Here is a 17,235-nt window from a genome sequence, read left to right as displayed (position 1 = left end):
CACGCTGGGTTCGCCGGTGACCCGGCGCTCACATCGAGGCGATGAGGCGATCGACGCGCTCGTCGACACTGCGGAACGGGTCCTTGCACAGCACCGTCCGCTGGGCCTGGTCGTTGAGCTTGAGGTGAACCCAGTCGACGGTGAAGTCACGCCCGGCTTTCTGCGCGGCCGAGATGAAGTCGCCCCGGAGCTTGGCGCGGGTGGTCTGCGGCGGCTCGTTGACCGCGGTCTTGATGGCCTCGTCGGTGGTCGCCCGGGCGACCAGCCCCTTGCGCATCAGGACGTCGAACACGCCGCGGCCGCGTTTGATGTCGTGGAACGCCAGGTCGAGCTGCGCGATCTTCGGATCCGAGAGCTCCATCGAGTACCGATCCTGGTAGCGCTGGAACAGCTTGCGCTTGATGACCCAGTCGACCTCGGTGTCGACCTTGGCGAAGTCGTCGCTCTCCACGGCGTCGAGCATCCGTCCCCACAGGTCCACGACCATGTCCATCTCGGGGTCTGGTCGGCGGTTGGTGAGGTGCTCGACGGCGCGTGCGTGATACTCGCGCTGGATGTCGAGGGCGCTGGCCTGCCGACCGCCGGCGAGGCGCACCGGGCGTCGCCCCGTCGGGTCATGGCTGACCTCGCGGATAGCGCGGATCGGATTGTCGAGCGCGAAGTCCCGGAACGCGACACCGGCCTCGATCATCTCCAGGACGAGAGCCGCCGAACCGACCTTGAGAAGTGTGGTCATCTCCGACATGTTCGAGTCGCCGACGATGACGTGCAGCCTGCGGTACTTCTCGGCGTCGGCGTGCGGCTCGTCGCGCGTGTTGATGATCGGGCGCGACCGGGTGGTCGCCGAGGAGACGCCCTCCCAGATGTGCTCGGCGCGCTGGGACAGGCAGAAGGTCGCGGCCTTGGGGGTCTGCAGAACCTTGCCCGCACCACAGATCAGCTGGCGCGTCACGAGGAACGGCAACAAGACGTCGGAGATGCGGGAGAACTCCCCCGCCCGCACGACGAGATAATTCTCGTGGCATCCATAGGAGTTGCCGGCCGAGTCGGTGTTGTTCTTGAACAGATAGATGTCGCCGCCGATGCCCTCGTCGGCCAGGCGTTGTTCGGCATCGACGAGCAGGTCCTCGAGAACCAGTTCGCCCGCGCGGTCGTGGTTGATCAGCTGGATGAGGCTGTCGCACTCCGCGGTGGCGTATTCGGGATGCGATCCGACGTCGAGATAGAGGCGAGCGCCGTTCTGCAGGAAGACGTTCGAGGACCGGCCCCACGACACGACCCGGCGGAATAGGTACCGCGCGACCTCGTCCGGACTCAGGCGGCGGTGGCCGTGGAAGGTGCACGTGACACCGAACTCGGTCTCGATGCCCATGATTCGTCGCTGCACTTGACCAACCCTACTCGCGCGGACCGCGGCGGACCGGTCGACACGCACCGGCCGCCGCGCGCCGCGGCGTTCTCGTCACTGTTCGGAGGATGGCGTCTCACCAGGGGCTTCGTCCACCTCGGACGGTGTATCCGAGGACTGGGCCGCCGCAGCCTGCGGGAGGAGCCCTTCGACCGTGGACGTCGTGAGGCGCCGGAACGCGCGCCGCGGACGGTTGTGGTCGAGGACGGCGACCTCGAGGTCGCCCGCGGCGAGCACCCGACGTTCGGTCGGGGTCCCGCCACCGTTGTCGGCCGGCGCCGTCAGGGCGGTGACCGCGACGCCGATCGCCCGGCCGAGCTCCATGTCGGGCTCGTAGCTGTCTTTGAGGGCCGCCGCGATCGGTTCGGTCGCCCCGCCCATCACCAGGAAGCGGGTCTCGTCGGTGATCGACCCGTCGTAGGAGATCCGGTACAGCTGCGACCGTTTCGGCTTGCCCGGACGGGCGACCTCGGCGACGCAGAGCTCGACCTCGAACGGCTTCGCCTGCTCGGTGAAGACGCTGCCCAGTGCGTTGGCGTAGGTGTTGGCCAGCGACAGCCCGGACACGTCGGCACGGTCGTAGCTGTAGCCGCGCATGTCCGCGATCTGGATGCCGGCCTTGCGCAGGCTCTCGAACTCGTTGTACTTGCCCACCGCCGCGAAACCGATCCGGTCGTAGATCTCGCTGGTCTTGCGGAGCGTGTTGGACGGGTTCTCCGCGACGAACAGCACACCGTCGGCGAACGTGAGGATCACGACGCTGCGTCCCCGGGCGATGCCCTTGCGAGCGAGCTCCGAGCGATCGCGCATGATCTGCTCGGCACTGGCGTAGTACGGGAAGGTCATCGGGCACCCCCCTCGTGCTCGGCGCTGCGGCGTTCGACGACGGCACGTGCCGCCGCCTCGATGTCGGTCGCGTCCACCTCCCGGGCCCCGTCGGCGCCGACGATGGCGGCCATCGGGAAGATCTTGCGGACCAGATCGGGCCCGCCGGTCGCCGAGTCGTCGTCGGCGGCGTCGTACAACGATTCGACGGCGATCGCGAGCGCCTCGTCGGCGGTCAGATCGGGTCGGTAGAGCTTCTTGAGCGAGGACTTGGCGAACACCGACCCCGAGCCGATGGCGGTGTAGCCACCGAACTCCTCGTGCCGGTCACCCGCGACGTCGAAGCTGAAAATGCGTCCGCGTTCGTTCGGATCGTCGTGGTCGATGTCGTAGCCGACGAGCAGCGGAATGGCCGCCAGACCCTGCAGGGCCGCGCCGAGATTGCCCCGCACCATCGAGGCCAGCCGGCTGACCTTGCCGTCGAGGGTCAGCGGGACGCCTTCGATCTTCTCGTAGTGCTCGAGTTCGACGGTGAACAGCCGGACCATCTCGATCGCGATCCCGGCGGTGCCGGCGATCCCGGCCGCCGAGTACTCGTCGGTGATGTAGACCTTCTTGACGTCGCGCGTGGCGATGAGGTTGCCCATGGTGGCCCGGCGGTCCCCGGCGAGGACGACCCCACCCGGGTATGACACGGCCACGATCGTCGTGCCGTGCGGGATGTCACCGGCGCCGTCGGCGCCGCCGGCGAACGACCCCACCCGGTCGACCTGGGCCTGCGGGAGTTGTTCCGGCGCATGCGTCCGGAGGAATTCGGTGAACGACGAGATGTCGGCGCCGGCGAACGAGCCGGGGCGGAACTGGGACAGCGGGGGCAGTGAACCGAACCTGTCGCTCACTGGCCGCCCTTCTGGACGTAGGCGCGCACGAAGTCCTCGGCGTTCTCCTCCAGCACGTCGTCGATCTCGTCGAGCAGGTCGTCGGTGTCCTCGGCCAGCTTCTCGCGACGTTCCTGTCCGGCGCCGGAATCGGGGCCCACGCCCTCGTCGTCGCCGCCGCCACCACGCTTGGTCTGTTCCTGCGCCATCTGCTGCCTCCTTGAAACCGATCGCCCCTTGGCGGGCTACCGCGGTCGAGGGAGTCGGGATCGGGTGTCGCTGTCGCGGCGCTGATCCGGTGTCTCGACCCTGCGGAATCGTGTGCTCCCACACTACCTGTGGGGACGACAACTGTGGCGGAACGAAGCACATGCCGTCGGAGACGGCGAGGCGCCGCGGCCGCTCAGGTGGTGAGCTGATCCACCAGTTCGGCGGCCGAGTCCACCGAGTCGAGGAGCTTGCCGACGTGCGCCGCGGTGCCGCGTAGCGGTTCGAGGGTGGGGATACGGACCAGCGAGTCCCCGCCCAGATCGAAGATGACCGAGTCCCAGCTCGCCGCCGCGACGTCGGCGCCGAACCGGCGCAGACACTCGCCGCGGAAGTAGGCGCGCGTGTTCCGCGGCGGCTCGCTGATCGCGGCGAGCACGTCGTTCTCGTCGGTCAGCCGCTTCATCGACCCGCGCGCGACGAGCCGGTTGTACAGCCCCTTGTCGAGCCGGACGTCGGAGTACTGCAGGTCGATGAGCTGCAGACGCGGCGCCGACCACGACAGGTTCTCGCGCTGGCGGAAGCCCTCCAGGATGCGCAGCTTCGCGGGCCAGTCGAGGATGTCGGCGCACTCCATCGGGTCGCGCTCGAGGCGGTCGAGCACGTCCGCCCACGTCTGCAGGACGTGTGCAGCGCGCTGGTCGTCGGAGTGCTCCTGGTCGTGGAACTTCTGACAACGCTCCAGATACTCCCGCTGCAGAGCGAGGCCGGTGAGCTCGCGACCGTCGGTGAGTGCGACCGTGGCCGTCAGCGACGGGTCGTGACTGATCGTGTGGACGGCCTGCACCGGCCGCGCGAGCTCGATGTCGGAGAAGTCGACCCCGGCCTCGATGAGGTCGAGGACGAGCGCGGTGGTCCCGACCTTCAGGTAGGTCGAGGTCTCGGCGAGGTTGGCGTCGCCGATGATGACGTGGAGTCGCCGGTATCGCTCGGGGTCGGCGTGCGGCTCGTCGCGGGTGTTGATGATGCCCCGCTTGAGCGTGGTCTCCAGCCCGACCTCGACCTCGATGTAGTCCGACCGCTGCGACAGCTGATAACCCGCCTCGTCGCCGGACTGGCCTATACCCACGCGTCCCGAACCGGTGATCACCTGCCGGGACGCGAAGAAGGTCGTGAGCCCGGCGATGACGGCGGTGAACGGGGTCTCCCGCGCCATCAGGTAGTTCTCGTGGGTGCCGTAGGAGGCGCCCTTGCCGTCGATGTTGTTCTTGTACAGCTGCAGTTTCGGAGCGCCCGGGACGCTCGCCACGTGACGAGCCGCGGCCTCCATCACGCGCTCCCCGGCCTTGTCCCAGATGACCGCGTCCATCGGGTCGGTGACCTCGGGTGCGGAGTACTCGGGGTGGGCGTGGTCGACGTACAGCCGCGCCCCGTTGGTGAGGATCATGTTGGCCGCGCCGATCTCGTCGGCGTCGATGATCGGTGCGGGTCCGGCCCCGCGGCCGAGGTCGAAACCTCGGGCGTCGCGAAGCGGTGACTCCACCTCGTAGTCCCAGCGTGTCCGCTTCGCGCGCGGTACACCGGCGGCCGCGGCGTAGGCGAGAACCGCCTGGGTGGACGTCATGATCGGGTTCGCGGTCGGGTCGCCGGGCGCGGAGATTCCGTACTCGACCTCGGTCCCGATGATTCGCTGCATCCTTCGAGGGTAGATGTTCACTTGCCACCGGTCGCAACCACCGCACGTGCTGAGTACGGTCGACGCCGTGAAAGCATTCCGCCGGTTCACCGTTCGAGTGCCGCTGCCCGACCGGATCGCCGACCTCGCGCCGTTGTCGCACAACCTGCGCTGGGCCTGGCACACCCCCACCCAGGAGCTGTTCGCCACCATCGACCCGCGCCTGTGGTCGTCAACCGGCGATCCGGTCCGGGTTCTCGCCGACACCGACCCCACCCGTCTGGTCGAGCTGGCCGACGACGAGGGTTTCGTGGCACGGGTCGCCGAGGCACACGCCGACCTCGAGCAGTATCTCGATGCACCGCAGTGGTTCCAGAGGTATGCGGCCGAGTCATCGGGACAGGACGGTTCGGCGCATGACCGGGTGGTGCCCCCGGGAATCGCGTACTTCTCGATGGAGTTCGGCGTCTCCGAGGTCCTGCCGATCTACTCCGGCGGCCTCGGCATCCTCGCCGGTGACCACCTCAAGGCGGCCTCCGACCTCGGGCTGCCGCTGATCGGCGTCGGATTGCTGTACCGCTCCGGTTACTTCCGCCAAGGCCTCGATCACGACGGCTGGCAGATCGAGCGGTATCCCGTGAACGATCCCGCCGACCTGCCCCTCACGCTCCTCGCCCCGGGCGACGGCGCGGAGCCGGTGATCGTCGAGGTCGCGATGCCCGGCGGGGCGACCCTGTCGGCCCAGGTGTGGGTGGCGTCGGTGGGCCGAATCCCGTTGCTGCTCCTCGACTCCGACATCGATCGCAACGATGACGAGCCCGAAGGCGCCGCCCTGCGCGCGGTGACCGACCGGCTCTACGGCGGGGATCAGGAACACCGGATCGCACAGGAGATCCTGCTCGGCATCGGCGGTGTCCGCGCGCTCCGCGAGTACGTCCGGATCACCGGCAGGCCCGAGCCGACGGTGTTCCACATGAACGAGGGACACGCGGGCTTCCTCGGCGTGGAACGCATCCGCGAGCTGGTGGCCGGCGGGCTCGACTTCGACACCGCGGAAGCGGTGGTCCGCGCCTCGAACGTGTTCACCACCCACACCCCGGTGCCGGCCGGGATCGACCGTTTCCCCGCCGACCTCGTCGCCCGTTACCTCGACGCCGACTCCGACGGCAAATCCCGCCTGCTGCCCGGGCTGGCCGCGGCGACGGTGGCCGAACTCGGCGACGAGGCGGACCCCGGCGTCTTCAACATGGCGCACATGGGATTTCGGCTCGGGCAACGCAGCAACGGGGTGTCGCAGCTGCACGGTGCGGTGAGTCGGGAGGTGTTCGCCGACCTGTGGCCGGGTTTCGACGCCGCCGATGTGCCCATCGGCGCGATCACGAACGGCGTGCACGGACCGACCTGGGTGGCCCCGGCGTGGCGCGACTTCGCCGACGGGGACGAGGACTCCGCGCCCGAGGTGTACGCGGACCTGTCCGACGAGACGATCTGGCGAACACACGAGAAGCTGCGCGCGGAACTCGTCGACGAGGTGCGGCGGCGAGCACTCGCCAGCGGCCTCGACCGCGGCTTCACCCACGCCGAGCTGGCATGGACCGCCGACCTGTTCGACCCCCACGTGCTGACCATCGGATTCGCACGGCGAGCGGCGACCTACAAGCGCCTGACGCTGATGCTCCGCGATCCCGAACGCATGCGCACCATCCTCACCGATCCCGATCGGCCGGTGCAGCTGGTCATCGCGGGCAAGGCCCACCCGGCCGACGAGGGAGGCAAGTCCCTGATCCAGCAGGTCGTCCGGTTCACCGAGGAGACGGAACTGCGCGATCGCATCGTGTTCCTCCCCGACTACGACATCTCGATGGCGCGTTTCATCTACGCCGGTTGCGATGTGTGGCTGAACAATCCGGTCCGTCCCATGGAGGCCTGCGGGACCTCGGGGATGAAATCGGCGCTCAACGGCGGACTCAATCTGTCGATCCTGGACGGCTGGTGGGACGAGATGGCCGACGGCGACAACGGGTGGGCGATCCCGTCCGCGGAGGGGATCACCGACGAACATCGTCGCGACGATCTGGAGGCGCAGGCGCTGTACACGCTCCTCGAGGAGACGGTGATCCCCCTCTTCTATCGCCGGGCGGACGACGGTGTACCCCGCCGATGGGTGGAGATGATGCGCCACACCCTCACTCGGCTCGGCCCGCAGGTACTCGCCTCGCGCATGGTCCGCGACTACACGACCGACCTCTACTGCCCGGCCGCCCGCGCCTACGAGTCCGCATGCGCCGACTCCTACGCGGGCGCACGCGACCTCGCCGTCTATCGGCGCACACTGGAGACCGGATGGTCGTCGGTTCTGGTGGCCGGTGTGGAGGACGAGCGTCGCGAGGACGGACTCTGGATCACCGCCCATGTGGCATTGGGAGACCTCGCGCCCGAGTCGGTCGCGGTGCAGGTCGTACTCGGCCGGGTCGGCGACGACGGCGAGATCCTGGCACCGACGTTCACCGACATGACCCCCGGTCCCGACCGCGATGCGTCTGGCCGAGTGGTGTTCACCGCACTGGTGCCGCCGTCGACCTCCGGTCATCTCGGCTATACCGTCCGGGTCCTGCCCCGCCATCCGCAGTTGTCGTCGGAGTCCGAACTCGGGTTCGTACGCTTTCCGGCGACGACCGGTTGAGGCGGCCGGACTTCCGAGATGAGTTGGCGACCCCCAACTGGCCAGGCCGGCTCAACCAGCGGGGGAAGCCGGCTATGAGCCTCGTCAGCGCTTCTTCAATCGCAGCCGCGAATAGGTGAAGGCGAGCAGCAGCGCGCTGATCACCGCGAGCACCCCGTAGGCGAGTGCGGTGTGCGCGACCGATGTCTCCCACAGCGTGATGCGCTGCGGCGCGGCCACATTGATGTTGTAGAGGTCCACGCTGCCGGCCGCGGCGACATACCCCCAGAACGACGGGAAGATCCACGACAGCTGTTCGAGTCCGATGCCGTCGAGTTTGAACAGGCCGCCGCAGAACACCAACTGGACCATCACGACGATGACCAGCGGCGGCATGACCTGCTCGTTGGATTTGACCGCCGACGAGATCGCGAGACCGACGAGCGTGCTCACGCAGGCGAGGACGGCCACCGCGACGAGCAACGCCAGCGGCGGCGGGAGGATCGGACCGCCGAAGTCGGGCAGCCCCCGACCGGCGAAGGTGATGCCGACCATGATGATCGTCTGCAGCACCGCGGCGACGAAGAACACCACGATCTTGGCGAAAAGGTATGCGCCGGGCCGCAACCCGACGGCGCGCTCGCGTTCGAAGATGTCGCGCTCCCCGACGAGATCGCGCACGGTCAGCGCGGCCCCCATGAACGCGGCCCCGACGACGAGCACGACGAGGATCTGGATCGCCTCCGCGCCGTCCTTCGGTGGCGGCGCGTTCGGGATCACCTCGAGGCGGGCGAACCCGCTCGAACCCGGGATCACCAAGGTGAGCAGGCCGAGCACGACGGGTAGCAGCACGAGGAAGACGAGATAGCCGACGTCGGCGAAGATGAGCCGTACCTGGCGTCGGGCGATGGTCGACGACTGGCGGGTGAAGCTCGTGTGCGGCACCGGTATCGGTGGCCCGGGAGGACGCTGGGGCGGCGGCGGATTCGGCGCTCGGCGGTGCCGGTCAAGGTACCGCATGTGTGCGGTGTCCGGCTGATCGGCGACGTACGCGAAGATCTCTGCCCAGTCGGAGGTGCCCATCTCCCCCTCGACCTGTCCGGGCGGGCCGCAGAAGGACGTCTTGCCGCCGGGCGCCAGCAGCAGCACCTGGTCGCACATGGACAGATAGGTCAGCGAGTGCGTGACCACGAGGACCACACGCCCGGCGTCGGCGAGCCGGCGGAGGGTGGCCATCACCTGCCGGTCGAGTGCGGGGTCGAGACCGGAGGTCGGTTCGTCGAGGATGAGCAGTGACGGACCCGTCAGCAACTCCATCGCGACCGATGCGCGCTTCTGCTGGCCGCCGGACAGCTTCTCCACGCGGGTGTCGACATGCTCGGTCAGCTGCAGCTCGCTGAGCACCCCGTCGATGACCCGGTCCCGATCGGCCTCCGAGAGGTCGGGTGGCAGGCGCAGTTCCGCGGCGTAGCGCAAGGCCTGCCGGAGCGTGAGCTTGTGGTGCAGGACGTCCTTCTGCGGCACCATGCCGATGCGGGTGCGCAGAGCGTCGTATTCGGCGTGGACGTTGCGGCTCTCGAAGGTGACCAGGCCGCTCGTCGGTGAGTTGAGTCCGGCCGCGATCTTCGACACCGTCGACTTACCCGCGCCCGAGGGGCCGATCACCGCGGTCAGCGTGCCCGGACTGGCGCTGAAGTCCACGTCGGCGAGCAGACGCTTCCCGCCGTCCACGACGAGACTCACACCGTGGACGTGGAGGCCGTCGGCGACCGCGGCGCTCTCCTGCCCGCGCATCAGCGTGCCGCCGGACACCACGAAGTCGCTGTTGCCGATGGTGACGACGTCGCCGTCGGTCAGTTGCGCGCTCGACACCCGCCGGCCGTTGACGAAGGTTCCGTTGACGCTGCCGAGGTCCTCGATCACGAGGGCAGCCCCGCGGCTGGACACCTGTGCGTGGTGCCGAGACGCCAGGACGTCGCTGACGACGATGTCGTTGTCGGGCGTGCGTCCGATTCGCTGGACTCCGCGGAGCGAGATCGACTCGCGCTCGGGCGGTGTCGACGCGCCGGGCAGGCGGTAGACCGCCGACACGTTCTGTTGCAGCGCCTGCAGATGCGGCGCGCTCAGGACTTCCTGCGGCATCGGGTCCACTCGGTACTGTCGCCCGCCCGGTGCGTGGGCGGGCATCTGGCCGGAGGCCGGGACGGCCGCGCCCGGGAACCACGCCGAGCGAGGACCTGACGGCGGGTGGCCCGACTGCATCGGACGCGAGACCGGCGGGCCCGGCCGGGACGGCGCGCTGCGCCCGGGACCACTCGAGGGCGGCCGGCCGCCGGATGCGGGCACGTCGACCACGAGGTCGACGACCGGACCCGTGTTCACGTCGCCGAGGCGTACCTGGGTCGTACCGGGCACCATGAACTCGGCCATCCGCCGGCCGTTGACGAAGAAGCCGTTGGTGCTGCCGATGTCGACGAGACACCAGGCCGTACCGCGCCACTCGATGGCGAGATGCCGACGCGACACCATCGGATGGTTGATCACGATGTCGTTGTCGGGCTCACGCCCCAGGGTGATGCGCTGAGCGCCGCCCAGTGGATGCGGCGCCCCACCGTCGACGATCACTCGTCCACGCGCCATCGATGTGCTGTTCATCGCCGACAACTCTAGTGCTTGACGGCGCTGTTCACGCGATTCTGTCGAGCAGACAGCCGACCCCGTGGGAGTCGGCTGTCTGCTCGGTCGAGACCACTGTCGCTACAGGTACTGACCCGTGTTCGTCTCGGTGTCGATGGCCCGGCTCGCGCCCGCACTCTTGCCCGTGACCAGCGTGCGGATGTACACGATCCGCTCGCCCTTCTTGCCCGAGATCCGGGCCCAGTCGTCGGGGTTGGTCGTGTTGGGCAGGTCCTCGTTCTCCGCGAACTCGTCGAGGATGGAGTCGAAGAGATGCTGGACGCGCAGACCCGGTGCACCCGTGTCCAGTTGCGACTTGATCGCGTACTTCTTGGCCCGGTCGACGACGTTCTGGATCATCGCGCCGGAGTTGAAGTCCTTGAAGTACATGATCTCTTTGTCGCCGTTGGCGTAGGTGACCTCGAGGAACCGGTTGTCCTCGCTCTCGGCGTACATCCGCTCGACGACCTTCTCGATCATCGCGTTGACGCAGGCCGTGCGATCGCCCCCGAACTCGCCGATGTCGTCGGCGTGGATGGGCAGCTCCTCGGTGAGGTACTTGGAGAAGATGTCGATCGCGGACTCGGCGTCGGGACGCTCGATCTTGATCTTCACGTCGAGGCGCCCCGGGCGCAGGATCGCGGGGTCGATCATGTCCTCGCGATTCGACGCACCGATCACGATGACGTTCTCGAGGCCCTCGACGCCGTCGATCTCACTGAGCAGCTGCGGGACGACGGTGGTCTCCACGTCCGAGGAGACGCCCGACCCGCGCGTGCGGAAGATCGAGTCCATCTCGTCGAAGAAGACGATGACCGGCGTGCCCTCCGAAGCCTTCTCGCGCGCCCGCTGGAAGATCAGCCGGATGTGCCGCTCGGTCTCACCGACGAACTTGTTGAGCAGCTCGGGGCCCTTGATGTTCAGGAAGTACGACTTCGCCTCCTTGGCGTCGTCGCCGCGCACCTGCGCGATCTTCTTCGCCAGGGAGTTGGCCACGGCCTTGGCGATGAGCGTCTTGCCACAGCCGGGCGGACCGTAGAGCAGCACGCCCTTCGGGGGACGCAGCTGGTAGTCGCGGAACAGGTCCTTGTGCAGGAACGGGAGTTCGACGGCGTCGCGGATCTGCTCGATCTGGCGGCCCAGGCCACCGATGTCCTCGTAACCGACGTCCGGGACCTCCTCCAGGACGAGATCCTCGACCTCGGCCTTGGGCACCCGCTCGAACGCGAACCCGGCCTTGGTGTCGATGAGCAGCGAGTCGCCGGGACGCAGCTTGCGACGCAAACCGTCCTCACCGTCGACCTCGCCGAGCAGCGGTTCGGCCAGCCAGACCACCCGCTCCTCGTCGGCGTGACCGACGACCAGGGCGCGTTTGCCGTCACCGAGCACCTCGCGCAGCGTGCTGATCTCGCCGACGGTGTCGAATTCACAGGCCTCGACGATGGTCAGGGCCTCGTTCAGACGCAGGGTCTGACCCTTGGTCAGCAGGTCGGTGTCGATGTTGGGCGAACAGGTGAGGCGCATCTTGCGGCCCGAGGTGAACACATCGACGGTGGCGTCGGGGTGCACGTCCAGCAGGACGCCGTACCCGCTCGGCGGCTGACCCAGACGGTCGACCTCCTCGCGGAGAGCGACGAGTTGCTGTCGGGCTTCTTTGAGGGTGTCGAGCAGCTTCGCGTTGCGTGCGGTGAGGCTGTCCACCCGCTCTTGTAGATCCCCGGCCGGCCGGCCGGCTGCGCCGCGCGCAGACGAGTCCGGGCCGCTCCGCGACAGCGGCGACTCGGTGCCGCTCCGCGGCGGGGGCGGAGTGTAGGCGGGGACGAAGCCCTCGTCGGATGCACTGGCGCCCTCGGGAACCGCGCGGTCCCCCAGTGCGTCGTGGCGGTCAGATTCGGTCATTGCTGACTCCTCTCGCCGGCAATCACCCGATCCCTCGATCGGAATGCTCGCGCCGTATCCCTACGCTACCGGCCGAGACGGCGAATCGCCGTCCACCGCGCAATCGCCGGTGTTGACGGTGTTAAATGTGCGTCTTCGCAACGTATTCGCGATGTTTCACCGCACAGCTCGGCGACGGGCCGTTGCTCCGCGACCGGGCTCAGCCCTTGCTCGGACGGCGCTGCGGACGCAGTGTGGTGGTGCCGTCGGCAAGGCGCCGGGCCGTGATCAGAAAAGCCGTGTGGCCTTGCATTTTGTGCTCGGGACGCACCGCGAGGCCCACCGCGCTCCACTCGCGGAGGAGCGTCTCCCAGGCCCGGGGCTCGGTCCAGCACTCCTGCTCGCGCAGGGCCTCCATCACCCGGGACAACTGGGTGACGGTCGCCACGTAGACCGTCAAGACCCCGCCTGGTTTCAACACGGTCCGCACGACGTCGAGCGGTTCCCAGGGCGCGAGCATGTCCAGGATGACGCGATCGAACCGTTCGTTCCGATCCACGTTCGCCAGATCGTCGACGGTGAGGTGCCAGTTGTCCGGCCGTCCCCCGAAGAAGGTCTCGACGTTGCGGATCGCGTGCTCGGCGTGGTCATCCCGGATCTCGAAGGAGACGACCTCTCCGTCGGCACCGACCGCGCGCAGCAGCGAACACGTCAGCGCGCCGGAGCCGGCACCGGCTTCGAGGACGCGGGCGCCCGGGAAGATGTCGCCCTCGAGGACGATCTGGGCGGCGTCCTTGGGATAGATGACCTGGGCCCCGCGCGGCATCGAGAGCACGTAGTCGACGAGCAGCGGGCGCAGCGCCAGATACTGGGTACCGCTGGTCGCGGAGACGATGCTGCCCTCGGGCGAACCGATGAGGTCGTCATGGGAGATGGCACCGCGGTGGGTGTGGAACTGCTTTCCCTCGTCGAGCAGCACCGTGAACTTGCGCCCCTTGGCATCGGTCAGCTGAACCCGGTCGCCGACGACGAACGGTCCGGTGGTGGGCACTGGTGCTTCCTCTCGTGAACGATCCGAACCCGCGCGACTCGGCGCAGGGGTTCGTGGGCCGTGTGGACGTTACCCGACGAGGTGGCCCGGTCCTGCCTCGTGTCGCTGCGGGGAGGGCGCCGCCCGGGTGGCCGGCTAGCGGACCCGAGTGTCGGGACCTCGGACTGTCGGGCCCGGCGCCTACCCTGCGAAGGGTGAGCACGATGACCGGAGTCGGAGACGCCTCCCCCAGCACGACCCCGACAGGGACCCCGGACGGCCCCGACGCGGATGCGCGAGGGATCGTCGGGCGCCCGCTGGCGCTGTCGCCGTCCCGCGCCGCGGACTTCAAGCAGTGCCCGCTGCTCTACCGCTACCGTGCGATCGACCGCTTCCCGGAGACCCCCACCACCGCGCAGACCAGGGGCACCGTCGTCCATGCCGCGCTGGAGAATCTGTTCGACCTCCCGGCCGAGCTCCGCACGCAGGACTCGGCCGAGTTGCTGGTCGAAGGCGCCTGGGCCGCGATGTGCGAGGGCGACCCCGAGCTTGCGAAGGTCATCGGCGAAGGCGGCCAGGCCGCGTTCCTCGCCGATGCGCACAAGCTGATCGCCACCTACTACACGATGGAGAACCCGACCGCCTTCGACGCCGACGCGGTGGAGGAACACGTCGAGATCGACGCCGACGACATGCTCATGCGGGGGTTCATCGACCGCATCGACGTCGCGCCGACCGGCGAGATACGCGTCGTCGACTACAAGACCGGGCGGTCGCCGGGTGAGGCGTACGAGGCCAAGGCGTTGTTCCAGATGAAGTTCTACGCGCTCGCGATCCTGCGCACCCGCGGAGTCGTTCCCGCCCGGTTGCAGCTGATGTACCTCTCCGACGGGCAACAGCTGATCTATCGCCCGGACCGTGACGAGCTGCTCCGCTTCGAGCGCACCCTGCGCGCGATCTGGCAGGCGATCCGCACGGCCGTGGCCTCGGGCGACTTCCGGCCGAAGAAGTCGTGGTCGTGCAAGTTCTGTGAGCACCGCGCCCGGTGTCCGGAGTTCGGGGGCGTCATCCCGCCGTACCCCGGTCCCCCGGCGGGTTTCGCGGCCTGAGCAGCCCCGACGTCCGCGGGACGCCCCCGCCCCGACCCATTATGTCGGCAGTCATAGAGTGACTCGGGTGGAGAACTCGTACTACGAACCCATCGATGCCCCGTCGGATGCTGCCCGTGACGAGGGCGACTTCGAGTACTTCCGCCCGACCGAGGCGACGCTGAGCGTGTGGTCGCCGACGATGCAGCACGGTGGTCCCCCGTCGGCCCTCCTGATGCGGTCGTTGCTGCGGTGCCAGCCCGACCCGGCGCAGCACTTCACACGCGTGACCACCGAGATCCTCGGCCCGGTCGGGCTGGGCGTCAACCGGGTCGTCGCCCGGGTCGTGCGGCCGGGCCGCCAGATCAGCCTCGTCGAGACCGAACTGCAGGTGCAGCAGGCCGACGGGACGTTCCGCGCCGCCGCCCGCTCGGTGGGGTGGCGGCTCCGCGTCGCCGACACCGCCGAGATCGCGAACGGTCCCGATCCCCTGACGCCCGGACCGGACGAGTCGAAGGCGGTGATCGGCTTCTCCGACGACAACGGCGAGGCGGTCGACTGGGGCACCCTCGGGTTCATCGGCACCATCGAGTCGGTCCGGGCCGAGGGGCGCAACGGCTCGACTCCCGCGGTGTGGCTGCGGCCGGCGATCCCGCTCGTCGCCGACGAGAAGACCGAGGACCTGGAGTCGATGTTCACCGTCATCGACGTCGCCAACGGGTTGGGCACCCGACTCCGCCCGAATCGGTGGACGTGGATGAACACCGACACCACCGTGCACCTGACGCGCGTCCCGAGCGGACCGTGGGTCGGCATCGACGCCCACATGATCGCCGGTCCGGACGGGTTCGGCAGCACCTTCGCCGACCTCTACGACGCCTCCGGCCACATCGGCCGGTCGGCCCAGACGGTGATGCTCAGCGCGGTGCAATAGCCACAAACCCACCACTAATCGGCAAACCCACCAGCTCGCAGCTGGTGGGTTTGCCGAAAATGGGTGGATCTGCCTCCGCTAGAACCGGCAGGACCGGATGTCCGTCGCCAGGATGGCCTTGGCGCCGAGCTCGGACAGCTCGTCCATGAGGTTCTGGTGGTCCTTGCGGGGCACCATTGCGCGGACCGCGACCCAGTCCGGGTCGGCCATGGGCGCCACGGTCGGCGACTCGAGGCCCGGCGTGAGCGCCGACGCCTGATCGAGAAGCGAACGGGGGCAGTCGTAGTCGATCATCACGTACTGCTGTCCGAACACCACGCCCTGCACTCGGGCGACGAACTGCCGTTCGGCCTTGGTGAGGTCGGCGTCGCGTCGGGAGATCAGGACCGCCTCGGAGTCGCACAGCGATTCACCGAACGCCACCAGGCCGTGCTGACGCAACGTGCGACCGGAACCGACGACGTCGGCGATCGCGTCGGCGACACCGAGCTGGATCGAGATCTCGACCGCACCGTCGAGCCGGATGATGTCGGCGGTGATGCCATGACCGGCCAGGTCCTCGCGCACGAGGTTCGGGTACGACGTGGCGATGCGTTTGCCCGCGAGATCGGCCACTGCCCACTGCTGGTCGGCCGGAGCCGCGTAACGGAAGGTCGACGAGCCGAAGCCCATGGCCAGCTGTTCGCCGACCTCGGCACCGGAGTCGCGGGCGAGGTCACGTCCGGTGATGCCCAGGTCGAGCCGGCCGGAGGCGACGTAGATCGCGATGTCCTTGGGACGCAGGAAGAAGAACTCGACGTCGTTGTTGTTGTCGAGGACCGTGAGGTCCTTGGCGTCGGTCCGGCGGCGATAGCCGGCCTCGGAGAGGATGGCCGACGCGGATTCGGAGAGCGCACCCTTGTTGGGTACGGCCACTCTCAGCATCTCGTTGTCCTTTTCGTGGAGTGCGCCTGCGGGCGCGGGGATGGAGCAGAACTGTGTCGTGTGGACTGAGTCCGGACCGGGTCAACCGGTCACAGATGTCGGTACACGTCCTGCAGCGTCAGTCCCCGTTTGATCATCATCACCTGCAGCCAGTAGACGAGCTGCGAGATCTCCTCGCCGAGCGACTCGTCGGATTCGTGTTCGGCGGCGAGCCAGACCTCACCAGCCTCTTCGATGATCTTCTTGCCCAGGGTGTGGACACCGGAGTCGAGGGCGGCGACGGTACCCGAACCCTCGGGACGGCTCTGCGCCTTGTCGCTGAGTTCGGCGAACAGCTCCTCGAAAGTCTTCACGATTCCTCATTTTTGCATGTCGAGATGCGCGCGAGACCGCCGGTCCATGCACCGGCGACATCGTCGAGGTCCAGCCCGACCAGACTGGTCCGGAAGACGCGCAGCCGACCCGGCTCGACCGGTGCCGCGGACTCGACGACGAGCGTCGGACATCCGGCCGCCGATGCCGCCTGGGCGCCGGTCGGCGAGTCCTCGACGGCCAGACAGTCGGCCGACGGGACACCGAGTAGTTCCGCCGCGCGCAGGTAGGGATCGGGCGCGGGTTTGCCCACCGCCACCTCGTCGCCGCAGACCGTCGTGGTGAAGCGTCCACGCCCGATGGTCTCCAGGGCCACCTCGGTCAACTCCCGCACCGTGTTCGTCACCAGCACCATGGGGATCCCGGCCCCGGCCACCAGGTCGAGTGCTTCGGGTGCGCCGGGACGCCACGGCAGGTCGTCGGCGAACAGTTCGGCGACCCGATCGAGGGTCCAGCGTCCGTCGGCATCGGGATCGCGCTCCGCGGCGGACAGACCGGCCGCGTCATGCACCTTCGCCAATGCGTCCGGCAGCGAGTTCCCGAGAGTGGATTCGCGGAGTTCCGGTGACATGACGATGCCGTGCCGGGCGGCCAGTTCCGCCATCGCGACGTCCCAGATCGGTTCGGAGTCGAGCAGCGTGCCGTCCATGTCCCACAGCACGGCAGCGGGGAGTCGCG

General features: G+C 68.5%; 14 protein-coding genes. 3 read left to right on the top strand and 11 right to left on the bottom strand.

The window, feature by feature from the left end; translation table 11 throughout:
* Nucleotides 1-28: 28 nt before the first annotated feature.
* The 5 genes from pafA to dop all read right to left on the bottom strand — a co-directional run bounded on the left by pafA (nt 29) and on the right by dop (nt 5,014).
* Complete coding sequence (gene pafA, locus LEL84_RS02825; RefSeq protein ID WP_004019052.1) at nt 29-1,387, bottom strand: Pup--protein ligase; 1,359 nt, start codon at nt 1,385-1,387, stop codon at nt 29-31.
* Between the two features lie 75 nt (nt 1,388-1,462).
* Nucleotides 1,463-2,254: a proteasome subunit alpha gene (prcA, locus tag LEL84_RS02820; RefSeq protein WP_058250432.1), complete on the bottom strand. Its 792-nt coding sequence runs from the start codon at nt 2,252-2,254 to the stop codon at nt 1,463-1,465.
* Entirely contained in the window at nt 2,251-3,132 is an 882-nt protein-coding gene (gene prcB, locus LEL84_RS02815; RefSeq protein WP_068970063.1) for a proteasome subunit beta, read from the bottom strand. The genes prcA and prcB overlap by 4 nt, the downstream gene beginning before the upstream one ends.
* Nucleotides 3,129-3,320 carry a ubiquitin-like protein Pup gene (locus LEL84_RS02810; RefSeq protein WP_004019064.1) on the bottom strand — a complete coding sequence of 64 codons (192 nt, stop codon included), beginning with the start codon at nt 3,318-3,320 and terminating at the stop codon, nt 3,129-3,131. Before LEL84_RS02810 ends, prcB begins: the two co-directional genes overlap by 4 nt.
* A gap of 194 nt (nt 3,321-3,514) precedes the next feature.
* Nucleotides 3,515-5,014, bottom strand: a complete 1,500-nt coding sequence (dop, locus tag LEL84_RS02805) for a depupylase/deamidase Dop (RefSeq protein WP_058250430.1) — start codon at nt 5,012-5,014, stop codon at nt 3,515-3,517.
* A gap of 67 nt (nt 5,015-5,081) precedes the next feature.
* On the opposite strand from dop, the gene glgP reads away from it, so the two are divergent.
* Complete coding sequence (gene glgP, locus LEL84_RS02800; protein WP_226513270.1) at nt 5,082-7,676, top strand: alpha-glucan family phosphorylase; 2,595 nt, start codon at nt 5,082-5,084, stop codon at nt 7,674-7,676.
* An 84-nt stretch (nt 7,677-7,760) separates the two neighbouring features.
* Here the strand turns inward: glgP and LEL84_RS02795 are convergent, their stop codons facing one another.
* The 3 genes from LEL84_RS02795 to LEL84_RS02785 form a co-directional block, all read right to left on the bottom strand.
* Entirely contained in the window at nt 7,761-10,295 is a 2,535-nt protein-coding gene (locus LEL84_RS02795) for an FHA domain-containing protein (RefSeq protein ID WP_165630848.1), read from the bottom strand.
* A 117-nt stretch (nt 10,296-10,412) separates the two neighbouring features.
* Entirely contained in the window at nt 10,413-12,230 is a 1,818-nt protein-coding gene (arc, locus tag LEL84_RS02790; RefSeq protein WP_058250428.1) for a proteasome ATPase, read from the bottom strand.
* Between the two features lie 199 nt (nt 12,231-12,429).
* Nucleotides 12,430-13,260 (bottom strand): tRNA (adenine-N1)-methyltransferase, encoded by an 831-nt coding sequence (locus tag LEL84_RS02785; protein WP_159370771.1) that lies wholly within the window; start codon nt 13,258-13,260, stop codon nt 12,430-12,432.
* Nucleotides 13,261-13,463: 203 nt separating this feature from the next.
* Between LEL84_RS02785 and LEL84_RS02780 the strand changes: the two genes are divergently transcribed.
* Nucleotides 13,464-14,348, top strand: coding sequence for a RecB family exonuclease (locus LEL84_RS02780; protein ID WP_159370770.1), 885 nt, complete (start codon nt 13,464-13,466; stop codon nt 14,346-14,348).
* A 67-nt stretch (nt 14,349-14,415) separates the two neighbouring features.
* Nucleotides 14,416-15,261 carry a thioesterase family protein gene (locus tag LEL84_RS02775; RefSeq protein WP_159370769.1) on the top strand — a complete coding sequence of 282 codons (846 nt, stop codon included), beginning with the start codon at nt 14,416-14,418 and terminating at the stop codon, nt 15,259-15,261.
* A 78-nt stretch (nt 15,262-15,339) separates the two neighbouring features.
* Here LEL84_RS02775 and hisG read toward each other — a convergent pair whose 3' ends face one another.
* From hisG to LEL84_RS02760, 3 genes are all read right to left on the bottom strand, one after another.
* Nucleotides 15,340-16,185, bottom strand: a complete 846-nt coding sequence (gene hisG / locus LEL84_RS02770) for an ATP phosphoribosyltransferase (RefSeq protein WP_065632205.1) — start codon at nt 16,183-16,185, stop codon at nt 15,340-15,342.
* Between the two features lie 89 nt (nt 16,186-16,274).
* On the bottom strand, nt 16,275-16,538 hold the full coding sequence (locus tag LEL84_RS02765; RefSeq protein WP_014926729.1) for a phosphoribosyl-ATP diphosphatase: 264 nt from the start codon (nt 16,536-16,538) through the stop codon (nt 16,275-16,277).
* A complete protein-coding gene (locus tag LEL84_RS02760; RefSeq protein WP_065632235.1) occupies nt 16,535-17,206 on the bottom strand; it encodes an HAD family hydrolase in 672 nt (223 codons plus the stop codon). The genes LEL84_RS02765 and LEL84_RS02760 overlap by 4 nt, the downstream gene beginning before the upstream one ends.
* Nucleotides 17,207-17,235 lie beyond the last annotated feature (29 nt).

Source organism: Gordonia sp. WA4-43, assembly GCF_020520305.1.
Taxonomy (GTDB): domain Bacteria; phylum Actinomycetota; class Actinomycetes; order Mycobacteriales; family Mycobacteriaceae; genus Gordonia; species Gordonia hongkongensis.
This window is presented reverse-complemented; position numbering and strand designations above follow the sequence as displayed.